The organism is Corynebacterium sp. LK2537 (genome assembly GCF_040946485.1).
Lineage (GTDB): Bacteria > Actinomycetota > Actinomycetes > Mycobacteriales > Mycobacteriaceae > Corynebacterium.
Genome location: NZ_JAYWLQ010000008.1, coordinates 1 through 15533, shown reverse-complemented (window position 1 = coordinate 15533; position 15533 = coordinate 1). Strand labels below are relative to the sequence as shown.

14 protein-coding genes and 1 other RNA gene are annotated in these 15533 nt (G+C 63.7%); 13 read left to right on the top strand and 2 right to left on the bottom strand.

What is annotated here, in order from left to right; translation table 11 throughout:
* The first annotated feature begins 6 nt into the window (after positions 1-6).
* Complete coding sequence (gene prfB, locus VVS03_RS10070) at positions 7-1113, top strand: peptide chain release factor 2 (protein WP_368520217.1); 1107 nt, start codon at positions 7-9, stop codon at positions 1111-1113.
* Positions 1114-1234: 121 nt separating this feature from the next.
* Here the strand turns inward: prfB and VVS03_RS10065 are convergent, their stop codons facing one another.
* Positions 1235-2890, bottom strand: coding sequence for an AbgT family transporter (locus tag VVS03_RS10065; protein ID WP_368520218.1), 1656 nt, complete (start codon positions 2888-2890; stop codon positions 1235-1237).
* Between the two features lie 230 nt (positions 2891-3120).
* Between VVS03_RS10065 and ftsE the strand changes: the two genes are divergently transcribed.
* The 5 genes from ftsE (at position 3121) to ssrA (ending at position 6187) form a co-directional block, all read left to right on the top strand.
* Positions 3121-3810 (top strand): cell division ATP-binding protein FtsE, encoded by a 690-nt coding sequence (gene ftsE, locus VVS03_RS10060; RefSeq protein WP_368520219.1) that lies wholly within the window; start codon positions 3121-3123, stop codon positions 3808-3810.
* Between the two features lie 4 nt (positions 3811-3814).
* Positions 3815-4717 (top strand): permease-like cell division protein FtsX, encoded by a 903-nt coding sequence (gene ftsX, locus VVS03_RS10055; protein ID WP_368520220.1) that lies wholly within the window; start codon positions 3815-3817, stop codon positions 4715-4717.
* A 97-nt stretch (positions 4718-4814) separates the two neighbouring features.
* The gene (smpB, locus tag VVS03_RS10050; protein ID WP_070769505.1) at positions 4815-5318 is read left to right on the top strand and encodes an SsrA-binding protein SmpB; all 504 of its coding nucleotides are present in this window, start codon (positions 4815-4817) and stop codon (positions 5316-5318) included.
* Positions 5319-5380: 62 nt separating this feature from the next.
* A complete protein-coding gene (locus VVS03_RS10045; protein ID WP_368521500.1) occupies positions 5381-5743 on the top strand; it encodes a DUF488 domain-containing protein in 363 nt (120 codons plus the stop codon).
* Positions 5744-5809: 66 nt separating this feature from the next.
* Positions 5810-6187: a transfer-messenger RNA gene (gene ssrA / locus VVS03_RS10040) on the top strand.
* 108 nt (positions 6188-6295) lie between these two features.
* Here ssrA and VVS03_RS10035 read toward each other — a convergent pair.
* The gene (locus tag VVS03_RS10035) at positions 6296-6820 is read right to left on the bottom strand and encodes a hypothetical protein (protein WP_368521501.1); all 525 of its coding nucleotides are present in this window, start codon (positions 6818-6820) and stop codon (positions 6296-6298) included.
* A 328-nt stretch (positions 6821-7148) separates the two neighbouring features.
* Between VVS03_RS10035 and VVS03_RS10030 the strand changes: the two genes are divergently transcribed.
* The 7 genes from VVS03_RS10030 to VVS03_RS10000 all read left to right on the top strand — a co-directional run bounded on the left by VVS03_RS10030 (position 7149) and on the right by VVS03_RS10000 (position 15405).
* Complete coding sequence (locus VVS03_RS10030; protein ID WP_368521502.1) at positions 7149-8822, top strand: AbgT family transporter; 1674 nt, start codon at positions 7149-7151, stop codon at positions 8820-8822.
* Complete coding sequence (locus VVS03_RS10025; protein WP_368521503.1) at positions 8822-10237, top strand: amidohydrolase; 1416 nt, start codon at positions 8822-8824, stop codon at positions 10235-10237. The genes VVS03_RS10030 and VVS03_RS10025 overlap by 1 nt, the downstream gene beginning before the upstream one ends.
* A 244-nt stretch (positions 10238-10481) precedes the next feature.
* A complete protein-coding gene (locus VVS03_RS10020; protein ID WP_368521504.1) occupies positions 10482-11510 on the top strand; it encodes a siderophore ABC transporter substrate-binding protein in 1029 nt (342 codons plus the stop codon).
* Positions 11511-11613: 103 nt separating this feature from the next.
* Positions 11614-12591, top strand: a complete 978-nt coding sequence (locus VVS03_RS10015; protein ID WP_290225274.1) for an iron chelate uptake ABC transporter family permease subunit — start codon at positions 11614-11616, stop codon at positions 12589-12591.
* Positions 12581-13633: an iron chelate uptake ABC transporter family permease subunit gene (locus VVS03_RS10010; protein ID WP_368534487.1), complete on the top strand. Its 1053-nt coding sequence runs from the start codon at positions 12581-12583 to the stop codon at positions 13631-13633. The genes VVS03_RS10015 and VVS03_RS10010 overlap by 11 nt, the downstream gene beginning before the upstream one ends.
* Complete coding sequence (locus VVS03_RS10005; protein ID WP_368520229.1) at positions 13630-14385, top strand: ABC transporter ATP-binding protein; 756 nt, start codon at positions 13630-13632, stop codon at positions 14383-14385. The genes VVS03_RS10010 and VVS03_RS10005 overlap by 4 nt, the downstream gene beginning before the upstream one ends.
* Before the next feature lie 111 nt (positions 14386-14496).
* On the top strand, positions 14497-15405 hold the full coding sequence (locus VVS03_RS10000; RefSeq protein WP_368534488.1) for an arsenic resistance protein: 909 nt from the start codon (positions 14497-14499) through the stop codon (positions 15403-15405).
* Positions 15406-15533 lie beyond the last annotated feature (128 nt).

Here is a 15533-nt window from a genome sequence, read left to right as displayed (position 1 = left end):
GGCGCTATGCACCCGGATAAGACTGCTGCTTTGGACGAGTTGTCCACGACGCTAACCACCATCGAAAAGGTGATGAACCCGGAGGAGCTGAGCGCGCGGGTCCGGGAACTAGAAGCCCAGGCGGGCGACCCGAGCCTCTGGGACGATCCGGCGCACGCGCAGAAGGTCACCTCGGAGCTCTCCGCCGCCCAGGCGAAGCTCCGCAAGCTCGCCGATCTCCGCGGCCGGCTCGACGACATGCCGGTGATGTACGAGCTCGCCGAGGAAGAAGGCGACACCGCGCTGGCGGACGAGGAGCTGGCTGCGCTGCGCTCGACTATCGAGGCGCTCGAGGTGACCACCATGCTCTCGGGCGAATACGACGAGCGCGAGGCGGTCATCAACATCCGCTCCGGCGCCGGCGGAGTGGATGCCGCCGACTGGGCGGAGATGCTCATGCGCATGTATATCCGGTGGGCGGAGCACAACGACCACAAGGTCGACGTCTACGACATCTCCTATGCCGAGGAGGCCGGCATCAAGTCCGCCACTTTCGTGGTGCACGGCGAGTACATGTACGGCACACTCTCGGTCGAACAGGGCGCGCACCGCCTGGTGCGCATCAGCCCCTTCGATAACCAGGGCCGCCGGCAGACCTCCTTCGCGGAGGTCGAGGTGCTGCCCGTGGTGGAGCAGACCGACTCCATCGATATCCCGGACGCCGACGTGCGCGTGGACGTCTACCGCTCCTCCGGGCCGGGCGGGCAGTCGGTCAACACCACCGACTCCGCCGTGCGGCTGACCCACATCCCCACCGGGATCGTGGTGACCTGCCAGAATGAAAAATCCCAGATCCAGAACAAGGCCTCGGCCATGCGGGTCCTCCAGGCCAAGCTGCTGGAGCGCAAGCGGCAGGAAGAGCAGGCCGAGCTGGACGCGCTGGGCGCCGGCGGCAACGCCTCCTGGGGTAACCAGATGCGCTCTTATGTCCTGCACCCGTACCAGATGGTCAAGGACCTGCGCACCGGCTTCGAGGTCGGCGACCCGCAGAAGGTCCTAGACGGCGACCTCGACGGCTTCCTGGAGGCCGGCATCCGCTGGCGCATGGCCCAGCGCGACGACAGCGAGGACTAGCCGCCTACCACCGCGGCGCCGCTGGCTCACAGCGGCCGCGAACTAACGATGCCAGCCCCGCGCGGATTGCGTAAAACATCCGCGCGGGGCTGGCGTTTGAGGTTTTCGTTCCCGGTGGTGGCTATTCGGCCGGGTAGTGCATGGGTGCGCCCGGGCCCAGCGGGATGCCCAGCAGGTACCAGACGACGAAGAACAGGAACCAGCCGACCAGCATGGCCACGGAGTAGGGCAGGGCCAGCGACATCAGGGTGCCCACGCCGGCGCGCTTGTAGTAGCGCTGCAGGAAGGTCAAAGCCAGGGCGAAGTAGGGCGACATCGGGGTGATGATGTTGGTCGGGGAGTCACCGATACGGAACAGCATCTGGGAGACCTCCGGGGAGACGTGGACGTACATCATCATCGGGACGATGACCGGGGCCATCAGCGCCCACTGCGCCGAACCGGAGGTAATCAGCAGGTTGAGCAGGGCGACCAGCAGGACCAGCCCGGCGAACATCAGGATCGGCGGCAGGTCCCAGCGCTGGAGGAGCTCGGAGCCGGTAATCGCGGTCCACACGCCCAGGTTGGACCACTCGAACCACGCCAGGAACTGGGCGACGGCGAAGAAGAGCACCAGCATGGGCAGCAGGGTCTTCAGGCCCCGGGCCATGAAGTTCGGGACGTCGGAGCCGTCCTTGATGGTGCCGACGACGATGCCGTAGACGATGCCCACCAACAGGAAGGCCAGGGCGATGGGCACCGCGATGGCGGAGATGAGCGGAGATTCCATGGCTTCCCCGTCGGGGCCGGCCAGCGGCGAGCCCGGGATGAACAGCAGGGCGAAGAAGCCGGCCAGGAAAATCAGCAGCGCGATGCCGGCCCACGCCAGGCCCTTGGCCTCCTGGCGGGACAGCTTCAGGGCTTCCTCGTCCTCGGAGAAGTCGTAGTCACTGTCGGCGTCGCCGGCATCCTCAGTGTCGTCAGCGGAGGACTTGTCCGGGCCGCCGGCGGCCTTGTCGAAGGAGACCTCCTCGTAGTTGATGTGGTCGTGGTTGACCAGCTCGCGGGCCTTGCGGTTAATAAACAGCTCGGTGACCGCGGTGATGATCAGGGCCAAGACGATGGCCGAGGGGATGACGAAGAAGATGTTGGCCAGCGGGCTGACGTGGTAGTCCGGATCGACCATCTGCGCGGCCGGGGTGGAAATGCCCGCCAGCAGCAGGTCGGTGATGTTGAGGATCAGCGAGGCGTTAAACCCGGCCGAGGAGGCGGCAAAGGCCACCATGGCGCCGACGATGGGGGAGCGCCCCAGCGCGTGGAAGGACATCGCGCCCAGCGGGATGAGGATGACGTAGATGGCGTCGGAGGCCACCGAGCCGGTCACGCCGGCCAGGGCGACGGCGAAGGTCAGCGTCGCCGGGGTGACCTTGGCAACCATCGCGCGCACGAGGGCGGACAGCAGGCCGGACTGCTCGGCCACGCCCACGCCCAGCATGACGGCGAGGATGACGCCCAGCGGCGGGAAGGAGGTGAAGTTCTCGACGGCATCCGTGACCATGCGCGAGATGTTTTCCTGGGTGAGCAGGGACTCGACCTCGATGGTCTCATTGGTCTGGGGATCCACCGCGCTCATGCCCGCCAGGGAGCCGAGCCAGGAGGAGACGGCGACGACTCCGGCGAGGACGACGAATAGCCAGAAGGGATCCGGCAGCTTATTGCCCAGCTTTTCGATGGTGCCGAGAAAACCCCCGGGGGATTCTGTCTTCTTCGGCTGGTCTTCGGTAGCGGTTTCTGTCATAAAACGGCACTTTCTGTGTCGAAGAGCCGGGGCTCTTGGATTTTTCCGGGTGCGACGGCAAGGCGGGGCCGGTCGGCGCCGCGCGAGACGATCGCCCGGATTTCATGGCAGGTATTCGAACTTATGGTGTGCGTCACTATAGCGTACACGGGCTTGGGGACACATAATTTTTGGTCAATCGACGGGTAAAAGAGTTTCAATTGTTATCTCCTGTTGCTAGAGTTGCAAACGTGATCGCCTTCGAGAACGTAACCAAGGTCTATCCGACCTCAACGCGACCGGCACTGGACGACGTGTCTTTCCGCATTGAGGACGGCGAGTTCGTCTTTCTTATCGGCCCCTCGGGCTCAGGCAAGTCCACCTTCCTGCAGCTGATGGTGCGCGAGACCAACTTGAGCTCCGGACAGATCCACTTCGACAACTTCCACGTCAACGCCCTGAAAGGCCGCGAGATCAACCGCTTGCGCCAGTCCATCGGCTACGTCTTCCAGGACTTCCGGCTGCTGCCCAAGCTGAACGTCTACCAGAACGTGGCTTTCGCGCTGGAGGTCATCGGTAAAAAGAAGCACCGGATCGACAAGGCCGTTCCGGAGGTCCTCGAGATGGTTGGCCTGGGCTCCAAGGCGCACCGCATGCCGAATGAGCTCTCCGGTGGCGAGCAACAGCGCGTGGCCGTGGCCCGCGCCTTCGTCAACCGTCCGAAGCTGGTGCTGGCGGACGAGCCGACCGGCAACCTGGACCCGGCGACCGCGACGGAGATCATGACCCTGCTGTCTAAGATCAACCGCCGCGGCACCACCGTCATCATGTCGACGCACAACGCTCGCGCCGTGAACGAGGCGCGCCAGCGCGTGCTGGAGCTGAGCAACGGCAAGCTCGTGCGCGACGAAACCCACGCCGTTTACGGGGAGGCCTTCTAAGACCATGCAGACAAATTTCGTCTTCCGCGAGGCCGCCAAGGGGTTGGGCCGCAACATCACCATGACCATCGCGCTGATTATCACCACGGCCGTGTCCGTGGGCCTGGTGGTCGCGGGTGTCTTGGTAACCATCCTGACCCAGGACACTAAGGACATCTACCTCGAGCAGGTCGAGGTCATGGTCCAACTGGATGAAGAGATCTCCGCTAACGACACGGACTGCACCTCGGCCGGATGCAAGGAGATCAAGGACCAGCTGGAGGCCGACTCCAGCGTGGAGAAGGTCACCTTCCGCTCGCAGGAGGAGTCCTACGAGCGCTTCAAGGAGTACTTCCAGGAGACCGACCCGCTGCTGGTGGAGGAGACCTCCCCGGACGCGCTGCCGGCCGCCCTGCACGTGCGCCTGGTGGATCCCACGGAGACCGCGGCTATCGATGCCATCCGGGGCCTGCCGCAGGTCGACGCCGTTGTCGACCAGGTCGAGGAGGTCGACCGCGCCACCGACAACCTGGACTCCATCCGTAACGCGACCTTCCTGGTCGCCGCTGTCCAGGCCGTGGCGGCCATCTTCCTGATTGCCAACATGGTCCAAATCGCGGCTTACAACCGCTCGACGGAGATGTCCATCATGCGCATGGTGGGCGCTTCCCGCTGGATCACCCAGGCCCCGTTCGTGCTGGAGGCCGTCCTGTCCACGCTCATCGGCGTGGTGGTGGCCGGCATCGGCCTGTTCCTGACCAAGTCCTACGTGGTCGACCCGTCGCTGCAGAGCCTCTACCAGGCGCAGCTGCTGGCCCCGCTGCACACCAAGGACATCTGGATAGCCCTGCCGATTGTCGGCGTGGTGGCGATGGCCTTTGCCGCCCTAGCCGCCCAAGTCACGCTGCGGCTCTACGTCAAGAAGTAGCCCGCGCGCCCCACTTCCCCGCCCGAAAGCCACCGCCTGTTGCGTGGCCGTCGGGCGGGTTTGTTCGCTCTAGCCTGGGCGGTTAAGCTTGATGGTTATGGCAAAGAAGGGCAAGAAGAAAAAGGGCGCGGTCGACAACAATTCGACCCTCGCCACCAATCGGCGTGCCCGCCATGACTTCAAGATCCTGGACACCTACGAGTGCGGTATTGCGCTCGTGGGCACGGAGATTAAGTCCCTTCGGGAGGGCAAGATTTCTCTGAACGACGCCTTTGCCACCATCGACAAGGGCGAGGTCTGGCTGCGCAACCTCCACATCCCGGAGTACTCCATGGGCACGTGGACCAATCACAGCCCCAAGCGCACCCGCAAGCTGCTGCTGCACCGCCGGGAGATCGACAAGCTCTACGGCCAGGTGCGCTCCGGCAACAAGACACTCATCCCGCTCAAGGTCTACCTCAAGGACGGCCGGGCCAAGTTGGAACTCGGCCTGGCACAGGGCAAGCAGGACTATGACAAGCGCGAGGACATCAAGCGTCGCGACCAGGACCGGGAGATCTCCCGCGAGCTCGGCCGCCGCGTCAAGGGCATTAACGTCTAAGCATTGACGTCTAAGACTTCCGCCACGGGCCAACCCGCCGCAGGAGGTCTAGGCTGGAAGGCATGATTTATACCTGCAAAGTTCACGACGTCAAAAAGGATCCCAGCCTTGCCTCCGGCACCCGGGTACTGGTGGACCGGATGTGGCCGCGCGGGGTAGCCAAGGATGATGTGGCCTACGACGAGTGGTTCAAGGACGTTGCTCCCAGCAGCGAGCTGCGCAAGTGGTTCAACCACGACGCCGAACGCTTCGAGGAATTCAGCCAGCGCTACCGTGCGGAGCTCGACGACTCCGACGCTGACGAACTGCAACAGCTCATCGACGTCGCGAAGGACGGCGATCTCAGCCTGCTTTTCGCCGCCCACGACCGGGAGATAAACCACGCGGTGGTGCTCAAAGAGTGGCTGGACGAGCACTTGAATTAGCACACGTCGGCGAGTAAAGTAATTCTTCCTATAGGGAATGCGGACGCATCCCGCCCTATAGGCAATGGGGTTGATTTGGTTTCGACTTCGTACATTGAGCCAGGGGAAGCGTGCCGGTGCAGGCTAGAGACCACCGTTAAGCGTCGTAGCACTCAATAAACGCAGAGAAGAACTCTCAGCGTGACTACGCACTTGCTGCCTAATTAGCAATGCGTGTCTGTCAGCCTAGGTTTTGTTCCTGACCTAGTAACTGGCATCGACTAAGGAACTTGCCATCCGGTTGCGTCTTCAGGGCCGGATGGGACCTCTACTGGAGACTGGGCCCATCATCCGGACGTGTTCGTCCGATCCGGAGGGCCGAGCAGAGATTCCGCGCGAACTGCGCACGGAGAAGCCCTGGCAAGATGACGAAGGACCCGGGTTCAATTCCCGGCAGCTCCACCACGAGGACGCCCATTTTGATACAAAATGGGCGTCCTTTTGTTTTGCGGCCGTGTGGGGGACACGCGGCAACCCGGGGGTTATCTCCACTCGCGGAGGTGGGGCGCCGTCTTAAGGGTTATATTCCAGCGAGTCGCGGATTTCGTCTACCTGGCTCGGCGAGATATCCGTGCCGATGATTTCGATTCCCGATACGTTGTCTGAGTCATCACTCGACAGCAGCATCCATGCTCCGTGGACTGTTTCGCTTCCCGCCGAGGTGTTGAACGTTGCCTCAACACCGATGTCGGCATTTTCTACTTCCAGCTTTGATGCCTCTTCGCCAGAGAAGTCAGAACCGTAGCTTCCATTCGTCATCGCTTCACCGCGAATGACTCCCAGTGTCGAATCCGCGTCGCTGGTCCTATCTAGATCGTCACCCACCCGGATTATGATCGTCGGATCGTCGGGATTGTCGGAGTATGACTCCGTCCACCCGTCAGTCGGCTCGTAGTCGTCGACTTCGCTAACTCCCTCGGGCAGCTCGAACGACAAGGTTGATGTGCTCACGCGGTTGGAATCATATTCACTCGACCCGCAGGCTGAAAGTAGAAGAACTGATAACGCGAGAAGGCTCGCCTCAACGAATCGTTTCATGGTAATCCTTTCCTCAAGCTAGTTCAGGTTGTCGATGGCGTACTTGCCAGGGACGTCTAGACAACTTTTTTATAGCGCCCGCGGTGGCGGCCGTGGCCGTTTGCCCAATTGTTGGGGGTAGGGGTGACAGGAAACGTCCAGTATCGGGCGGAGGGATGTCCGGTTGCGGGCGTGGGGATGTCCGGTTGTGGGGGAGTCTGGCGGGAATGTGGGGCCGTTACAAAGTTGTAATCTGCAACACAGGTGCATGTGTTGTGAGTTACATTATGCTGGCTGCACACATCCCGTGACGGCAAGGTCACGGGCCGAGACAGGCAGGAGGGCTGCGATGAGTACCCCCATTTCTAATGACGACCAAGACCTGCGCGGTAAGGCTGTTGCTGACGACGTCGGTGGCGGAGAGGTAAGTGCCGCCGGGGAATCCGGTGGGAAGCGGGGCTTGCTGGATAGGTTCCTGTCTGGCGTGGAGTACGTGGGCAACAAGCTGCCCGAGCCGTTTACCATCTTCGTCATCCTGTTCTTGATTACCGGGGTGGCCTCCACCGTGATGGCCTGGATGGACGTGGCGGTCCAGGTGCCGGGCTCGGATGAGGTCTCCGAGGTCAACGGGCTGTTTACGGGCGAGGGCCTGGCGTGGCTGACCACCACGATGGCCGAGAACTACATCGGCTTCCCGCCGCTGCTGACGGTGCTGCCCATCCTGCTGGCCGTGGGCGTGGCGGAGCGCTCCGGCATGCTCTCGGCACTGATCCGCCAGCTGTTCGGCTCGGCGCGGCCGGCGCTGCTGCCGTACGCAGTCGGCGTCATCGGCGTGACCGCCTCGGTCATGGGCGACTCCGCCTTCGTGGTGGTCCCGCCGCTGGCCGCCATGGTCTTCAAGGCGGCCGGCCGCCACCCGGTCGCCGGCCTCATCGGCGGTTTCGCCGCGGTGGGCGCGGGCTATTCCACGGCATTGGTGCCCACCAGCCTGGACGCGCTGTTTGCCGGTATTACCAACGCGGTGATGGACACCCTGCCCGGGGCGGGGTATTCCACCGTGACGCCGCTGTCGAACTACTTCTTCAACGTGGCCTCCTCCGTCGTGCTCGGCCTGGTGGCCGGCTACATCATCGACCGGATCCTGGAGCCGCGCATGCGGGCCCAAAACGTGCCGGAGGATGAGTCGGTGGACGCCGCGGACGCGGCGGAGCGCGGCGACCGCGACGCCGAGGGCAACGCCCTGACCGCGAACCTGGAGCCGAAGGAGCGCAAGGCGCTGTGGCTCTCGCTGCTGGCCGGGCTGGTGCTAACCGCGGTGATCCTGGCCGCGGTGCTCATCCCGGGCTCGCCGTGGCGCAACGGGGAGGGCGGCTTCCTGCCGAAGTCCCCGCTGCTGGATTCCATCGTGTTCATCATCTGCGCCTACTTCTGGGTCTTCGGCATCACCTACGGCGCGGTGGTCGGGACCATCAAGGGCATGGCGGACGTGGTCACCATGATGATGGGCGCGCTCAAGGACATGCTGAGCTTTTTGGTCCTGGCCTTCATCCTGGGCCAGTTCGTCGCCCTGTTCGCCTGGACCGGGATCGGCACCTTCACCGCGGTCAAGGGCGCGGCCTTCCTGGAATCCATCGGGCTGACCGGCTTCCCGGCCATCCTGGCCTTCATCGTGCTAGCCTCCCTGCTCAACCTGCTGATTATCTCGGGCTCGTCCATGTGGACGCTGATGGCCGCGGTCTTCGTTCCCATGTTTGCGCTGCTGGGCTACGAGCCCGCCTTCGTGCAGGCCGCCTTCCGCGTGGGCGACTCCGCCACCCAGATCATCACCCCGCTTAACCCCTATATGATCGTCATGCTGGGCCTGCTGCAGCGCTACGAGCCCAAGGCGGGCCTGGGTACGCTGATGTCGCGCCTTATCCCGTTCGTCATCCCCTTCTTCCTCGTGTGGGCCATCCTCCTGGGGATGTGGTTCTTCGCCGATATCCCGCTGGGGCCGGGCGATAGCATTATGATTGAGTCCTAATGACAGCTCACTCAGACAACTGCCATGATTCCTGCCCGCCGCAGCGCCCGGGGCTAGCCCCGGAGGCGGCATCGACAAGCTACTTGGACGCCACCTCCGCCGAGGTGGACGCGGCGGTCGAGCGCGCCCAGCAGCGGCAGGAAGCGGCCGGGCAAGGCCGGGCCGCCCCGGTGCCCGACTACTGGGAGCGGCTGCGCCGCGCGGTGGAGGAGACCGAGCTGGCGGCCGATATCCGCCACATCGTCCACGATCTACACGCGCACCCGGAGACCGCCTTCGAGGAATACCGCAGCCAGCAGGTGCTGTGCGATCTCCTGGAAAAGCACGGGCACCGCGTGGTGCGCGGGGCCTACGGAGTCGAGACGGCCTTTTCCAGCCAGGTCACCTCGCCCGGCTACGAGCCCGGGCGCCACCCGCGGGTGGTCATCATGGCCGAATACGACGCGCTGCCGGGCATCGGGCACGCCTGCGGGCACAACGTCATCGCGGCCGCCGGCGTGGGCGCCTACCTGGCGGCGGCGCGGGCTATCGATGCCGCCGCGCCCGTGTGCATCGAATTGCAGGGCACCCCGGCGGAGGAGGGGCACACCGGCAAGGAGTACATGATCCGCGGCGGGAGCCTGGACGGGGTGGACGCCGCGCTGATGATCCACGGCTTCGGCTACGACATCGCCGAGCACGTCTGGGTCGGGCGGCGCTCGGCGACCGTGACCTTCCATGGCACGGCCGCGCACGCGAGCTCGCAGCCGTTCATGGGCAAAAACGCCCTCGACGCCGCCTCCCTCATGTACCAGGGCCTGGGCCTGCACCGCCAGCAGATGCCGCCGAGCGACAGGTTGCACGCCGTCATCGCCGAGGGTGGCACCCGGCCCAGCGTGGTTCCGGATAGGGCAGTGGTCGAGGTCTACGCGCGCTCGCTGCGCACCGAGACCTTGCTGGAGCTATCCCGCCGGGTCGACGACATCGCGCGGGGTGCGGCCCTGATGGCGGGAGTCGGCGTGGAGATCGCCTGGGATCCGCACCCGATGTCCCTGCCGGTGCGCAACAACTCCGCGCTGGCCACCCGGTGGTCTGCCACCCAGCGGCGCCGCGGCCGCGCCCCGCTGCCCGCCGGGATCATCCCGGATAGCCTGGCGGCCTCCACGGACTTTGGCAACGTCTCCCAGCTGGTGCCGGGCATCCACCCCATGGTGCAGGTCAGCCCGCGGGAGGTGGCCCTGCACACCGAGGCCTTCGCCCACTGGTCGGCCACCGAGTCCGCGGAGCGCGCCGCTCTCGACTCCGCGGTGGGCCTGGCCCAGGTCGCCTTTGACTACGCCGCGGATCCGCAGCTGCGGGCGGACGCCCACGCGGAGTTCGCGGCCTCGGGGACGGTCTCGGTGGAGAGCCTGCTGCGCGCGGAGGGTTCCCAATAATGGGGAGCCGCGGCAAGGGCGGGACAGTCCTCCGCGCCTCCGCGGGGCCCGAAGTGGGGGTGTGTCCTGGGGGTAGGGGATCCTGTTATAAAAATTTCAGGTAAATCGCAGGTGAACAGGGTTGTCTGAAACTTAGCTGTGCCTAAGTCTTGTCAGGTTAGGGTTTCTTCAGTTAGGTTGTCCTAGGAAAGATAGTCCCGGAATTCCGCAAGGGATTCGTTTCGAAAAGGATGATTGACAAACCATGAAGATTCGTCGCACCCTGGTTGCCTCGGTAGCCGCCGCCTCGCTGCTGCTGACCGCCTGCTCTTCGGCGGAGGATTCCTCCAATTCCGCCGACAGCTCCTCCAACTCCGCTGAGAACACCGCGGCAGACAACGCTGCCTCGGAGTCCGGCGAGCTGAAGCTGGAGGACAACAACGGCGAGCAGACGGTGACCCTGCCGGTCGAGAAGCCGGCCGTGACCGACAACCGCGCCTTCGCGGTCCTGGCCGACTGGGGCGTTGAACTCTCCGCAGCGCCGCTGAACCTCGTCCCGGATACCCTGGCGGATACCTACAACAAGGACACCGTCGCCGCGGACCTGGGCAGCCACCGCGAGCCGGACCTCGAGGCCCTGGTCGCCGCCGAGCCGGACCTGGTCTGGAACGGCCAGCGCTTCTCCCAGCACCAGGCCGATATCGAAAAGCTGGTGGAGGACACCCCGGTTGTGGACTTCGAGCCGCGCGAGGACAAGGACTTCTTCGAAGAGCTCAAGCGCCACACCACTGCGCTGGGTGAGGTCTTCGAGCACGAGGAAGACGCCCAGAAGCTGATCGACGACCTGGACGCCGCCATCGAGCGCGCCAAGCAGGCCTACGATCCGGAAAAGACCGTCATGGCGGTCAACACCTCCGGCGGCGAGATCGGCTACATCGCTCCGCACGTCGGCCGCACCCTGGGCCCCATCTTCGATCTGCTGGACCTGGACCCGGCTCTGACCGTGAAGGACGGTAGCAGCAACCACGAGGGCGACGACATCTCCGTCGAGGCCATCGCGGAATCCAACCCGGACTGGATCCTGGTCCTGGACCGCGACGGTGCGATCAACTCCGAGGAGCCGGACTACACCCCGGGCAAGGACCTGGTGGAAAACAGCGCGGCTCTGAAGAACGTGCAGGCGGTCAAGGACGGCAATGTTTACGTCGCGCCGAAGGACACCTACACTAACGAGTCCATCATTACCTACACCAAGATCCTGAACGAAATGGCTGATGCTTTCGAGAATGCTTAGTACTTCCTACGGTACTTCCCGCAAGTAACCGGATAGCTCCTGCGCTTCTTGACCCGCGCAGGGCCTATCCGGCTTTCGGCTATCTACAAAAGAATCGGACCTTATGCAAGAAACAACACCTAGGCGCTCTCGGTCGAAGCTCTTCGACTGGAAGCTTCTGCTCGGCGTAGGTGGCATCCTCCTGCTCCTAGCGCTCTCGCTGGCGGTGGGCGAGTACGACATCCTGGGCCACGAGGATGGCGGGGAGATGTTCAACACCACCCGCATCCCGCGTACCATCGCGTTGATGTTGGCCGGTGCCGCCATGGCCATGAGCGGGTTGGTCATGCAGCTTTTGACCCAGAACCGTTTCGTGGAGCCGACCACCACCGGCACCACCGAGTGGGCCGGGCTGGGTCTGCTGACTACCATGGTGTTGTTTCCTAGCTCCACCGTGCTGCAGAAGATGGTGGTCGCCGTAGTCTTCTCCTTCGTGGGAACCATGGTCTTCTTCGCGTTCCTGCGGCGGGTGACCCTGCGCTCTTCCCTGATCGTGCCGATCATCGGGATCATGCTGGGCGCGGTCGTCAGCGCGGTCTCCACCTTCGTGGCGCTGACCACGGACTCCCTGCAGCAGCTGGGCATCTGGTTTATGGGCTCGTTCACCTCGGTCTACGAGGGGCAATACGAGGTCCTGTGGCTGGTGCTCGTCGTGCTCATCGCGGTCTTTTTCTTTGCGGACAAGCTGACCGTGGCCGGGCTGGGCGAGGAGATCGCCACCAACGTCGGACTGAACTACAACCGCATGATCCTCATCGGCACGGGGCTTATCGCCGTGGCCACCGGCGTGGTCACCGTGGTGGTCGGCGCCCTGCCGTTTTTGGGCCTTATCGTCCCGAACATCGTGAGCCTGTTCCGCGGCGACGACCTGCGCTCCAACCTGCCGTGGGTCTGCCTGCTGGGCATCGCGACGGTCACCGTCTGCGACCTGGTGGGGCGCACCATTATCTCCCCGTTCGAGATGCCCGTGTCCGTCATCCTGGGGATCATCGGCGCGGTCGTGTTCGTGGTCCTGATTGTGAGGTCGACCCGTGGTAAATAAGACTGTTTCTACTTCTGCTTCCGCCCCGGCTACTGCCGTCGCGCGCGACGTCGGGGCTTTCCAGTCCGCCGCCGCGCACCGCAAGTACTGGGTAATCCTGCTCCTGCTGCTGGTCACCGGCGGTATCTTCGCCGCCGGGTTGCTGGCGTGGGATAACCCGATGGACTTCGGCACGCGCGGATTCTGGCTCATCGCCGAGCGCCGCGCCGATGCCGTCATCGCCATGGTCGTGGTGGCCATCTGCCAGGCGACCGCGACGGTGGCCTTCCACACCGTGACCAACAACCGCATCCTCACCCCGTCGATCATGGGCTTTGAGGCTTTGTACGTGGCGATTAACACCGCGACCATCTTCTTCCTCGGCGCGGCCGGTCTGACCAATGCCCGCAACATCACGACGTTCCTGGTCCAGGTCGCGCTCATGGTCCTGCTGTCGCTGGTGCTCTACTCGTGGCTGCTGACCAACCGCTCCAACAACATGCACGCGATGCTGCTGGTCGGCGTGGTCATCGGCGGCGGGTTGGGCTCGTTGTCAACGTTCATGCAACGCATGCTGACCCCCTCCGAATTCGACGTGCTCACGGCCCGTCTGTTCGGCTCCGTCAACAACGCCGACTCGGACTATTACCCGGTTGCCATCCCGCTGATGCTGGTTGCCGCGGCCGCGCTGTACCTCAACTCGCGCCGGCTCAACGTGCTCGCGCTGGGACGCGACGCCTCGACCAACCTGGGCGTGAACCACCGGACCAACGCCATTTTCACGCTCATCATGGTCTCCATCCTCATGGCGGTGACCACCGCGCTGGTGGGCCCAATGACCTTCCTAGGCTTCCTAGTCGCTACGCTGGCATACCAGTTTGCCGAGACCTACGATCACCGTTTCTTGTTCCCGATGGCCGTGGCCATTGCCTTTGCCGTGCTCACCGGGGCGTATTTCATCATGCAGCACGTCTTCTACGCCCAAGGCGTGGTCTCCATCATCATCGAGTTGGTCGGCGGTACTGTCTTCCTCTTCGTCATCTTGAGAAAGGGTCGCCTGTGATTTCCCTAAAACACGTCGCGAAAAGCTACAGCGGCGAGACCAACATCGGTCCCGTCGATCTGGAAATCCCCTCCGGTGGCATCACCTCCCTGGTCGGACCGAACGGCGCCGGCAAATCGACCCTGCTGACGATGATCGGCCGCCTGCTGGAGATGGACGAGGGAACAATCGAGATCGCCGGCTACGACATCGGGAAGACCAAGTCGAAGGATCTAGCCCGCATTGTCTCCATCCTGCGGCAGGAAAACCACTTCATCACGAAGCTGACGGTCCGGCAGCTGGTGGGCTTCGGCCGCTTCCCGTATTCCCAGGGGCGCCTGACCGAAGAAGACGAGGAGATCATTTCCAAGTACATCGACTTCCTCCACCTGCGCGAGTTTGAGGGCCGCTACCTGGATGAGCTCTCCGGCGGCCAGCGCCAGCGCGCGTATGTGGCCATGGTCCTGTGCCAAGAGACCGACTACGTCCTGCTGGACGAGCCGCTCAACAACCTGGACATCTCCCACTCCGTGGAGATGATGCGCCACCTCAAGCAGGCCGCGCGGGAATTCGGCCGCACGATCGTGCTGGTCATCCACGACATTAACTTCGCCGCCAAGTACTCGGACAATATCTGCGCGGTCAAGGGCGGCGAGGTCGTCGCCTTCGGTAGCCCGGAGGAGATCATGAAGGACGAGATCCTCACCCCGATCTTCAACACCCCGATCCAGGTCATCGACGGCCCCGACGGGTTGCTGGCCTGCTACTACTAGCCCCACGGGCGGCAGATACTAGACAGGAAACGGCCCTGAAAAAACGTGCTGCAAGCACTACCGGCGGTGCCCCGCCAGCGGGGGAGGGGCCGCGCTAGTAGGTTGAAGGCCATGACCAGTTTCCTCGAGCGCCACCAGGTGGCTTTCTACCTCCTGGCAATCGCGGCCGGGCTAGCATTCAGCGGCCTGGCCCTGGGCTGGCTGGAATATCCCGCCCTGGCCCTATTGCTATTCGCCACCTTCATGGCCATCCCGCTGGAGAAGGTCCGCCCGCACTGGCGCTACCTGCGCGCCTCCCTGGCCCTCAACTTCCTCGGCGTGCCGCTCATCGTCGCTGTGCTCACCCTTTTCCTTAACGACCTCGAGGTGAAAACCGCGGTGGTCATGGTGCTGCTCGCGCCCTGCATTGACTACGTGGTGGTCTTTACCCGGCTGGCCGGAGGCAACGTGGCGGCCATCGCGACCAGCACCCCGTTTCTCTTCTTGGTACAGATGGCCGTCATCCCGGTCGCCCTGCACTTTGTCATCGGGGGAGGGGACGTGCCCTTCCCGGTTGCTCCCATGCTCCAGGCGTTCATAGGCCTCATAGTCATCCCCTTTGGCCTGGCCTGGGCAGTGCAGCAGACGCGCGCCAAGGAAAAAATAAGCAAAGTCACCGATGACTGGATGGTCCCGGTCATGTGCCTGACCCTCTTCGTCATTGCGACGGTGCATTCGCCGGGGCTGGGGGAGAACCTGCCGCGGCTTATTCCGGCACTTGTTTGTTACGTGTTGCTCATCTTCGCCGCGGTCGGTCTGGCTCTGGCACTGGGGCGGGCGCTGAACTTCCAGAGGCAGGACCGCATTGCGCTGATGCTGACGACGATGACCCGCAACTCACTGGTCATCATGCCCTTCGCCCTGGCCCTGCCGGAGGGATTTTCATTCGTCCCGGTGGCCATCATCATGCAGACCGTGGTCGAGTTAGTGGCGTTAAGTGCAGTAGTGAAAATAGCCCGCTTACCTGCGGCTAAACATTAAGGCAAAAGGCGATTTGGTGTCTTGGCGAAGAACGCGCTATATTAGTTCGAGTCGCCGCGAGGTAGCCGAGAGGTTAACGGGTGGTGACGGTGTTTGACTTTGTTTACGGTTGTGAGTAAGGTTGAACG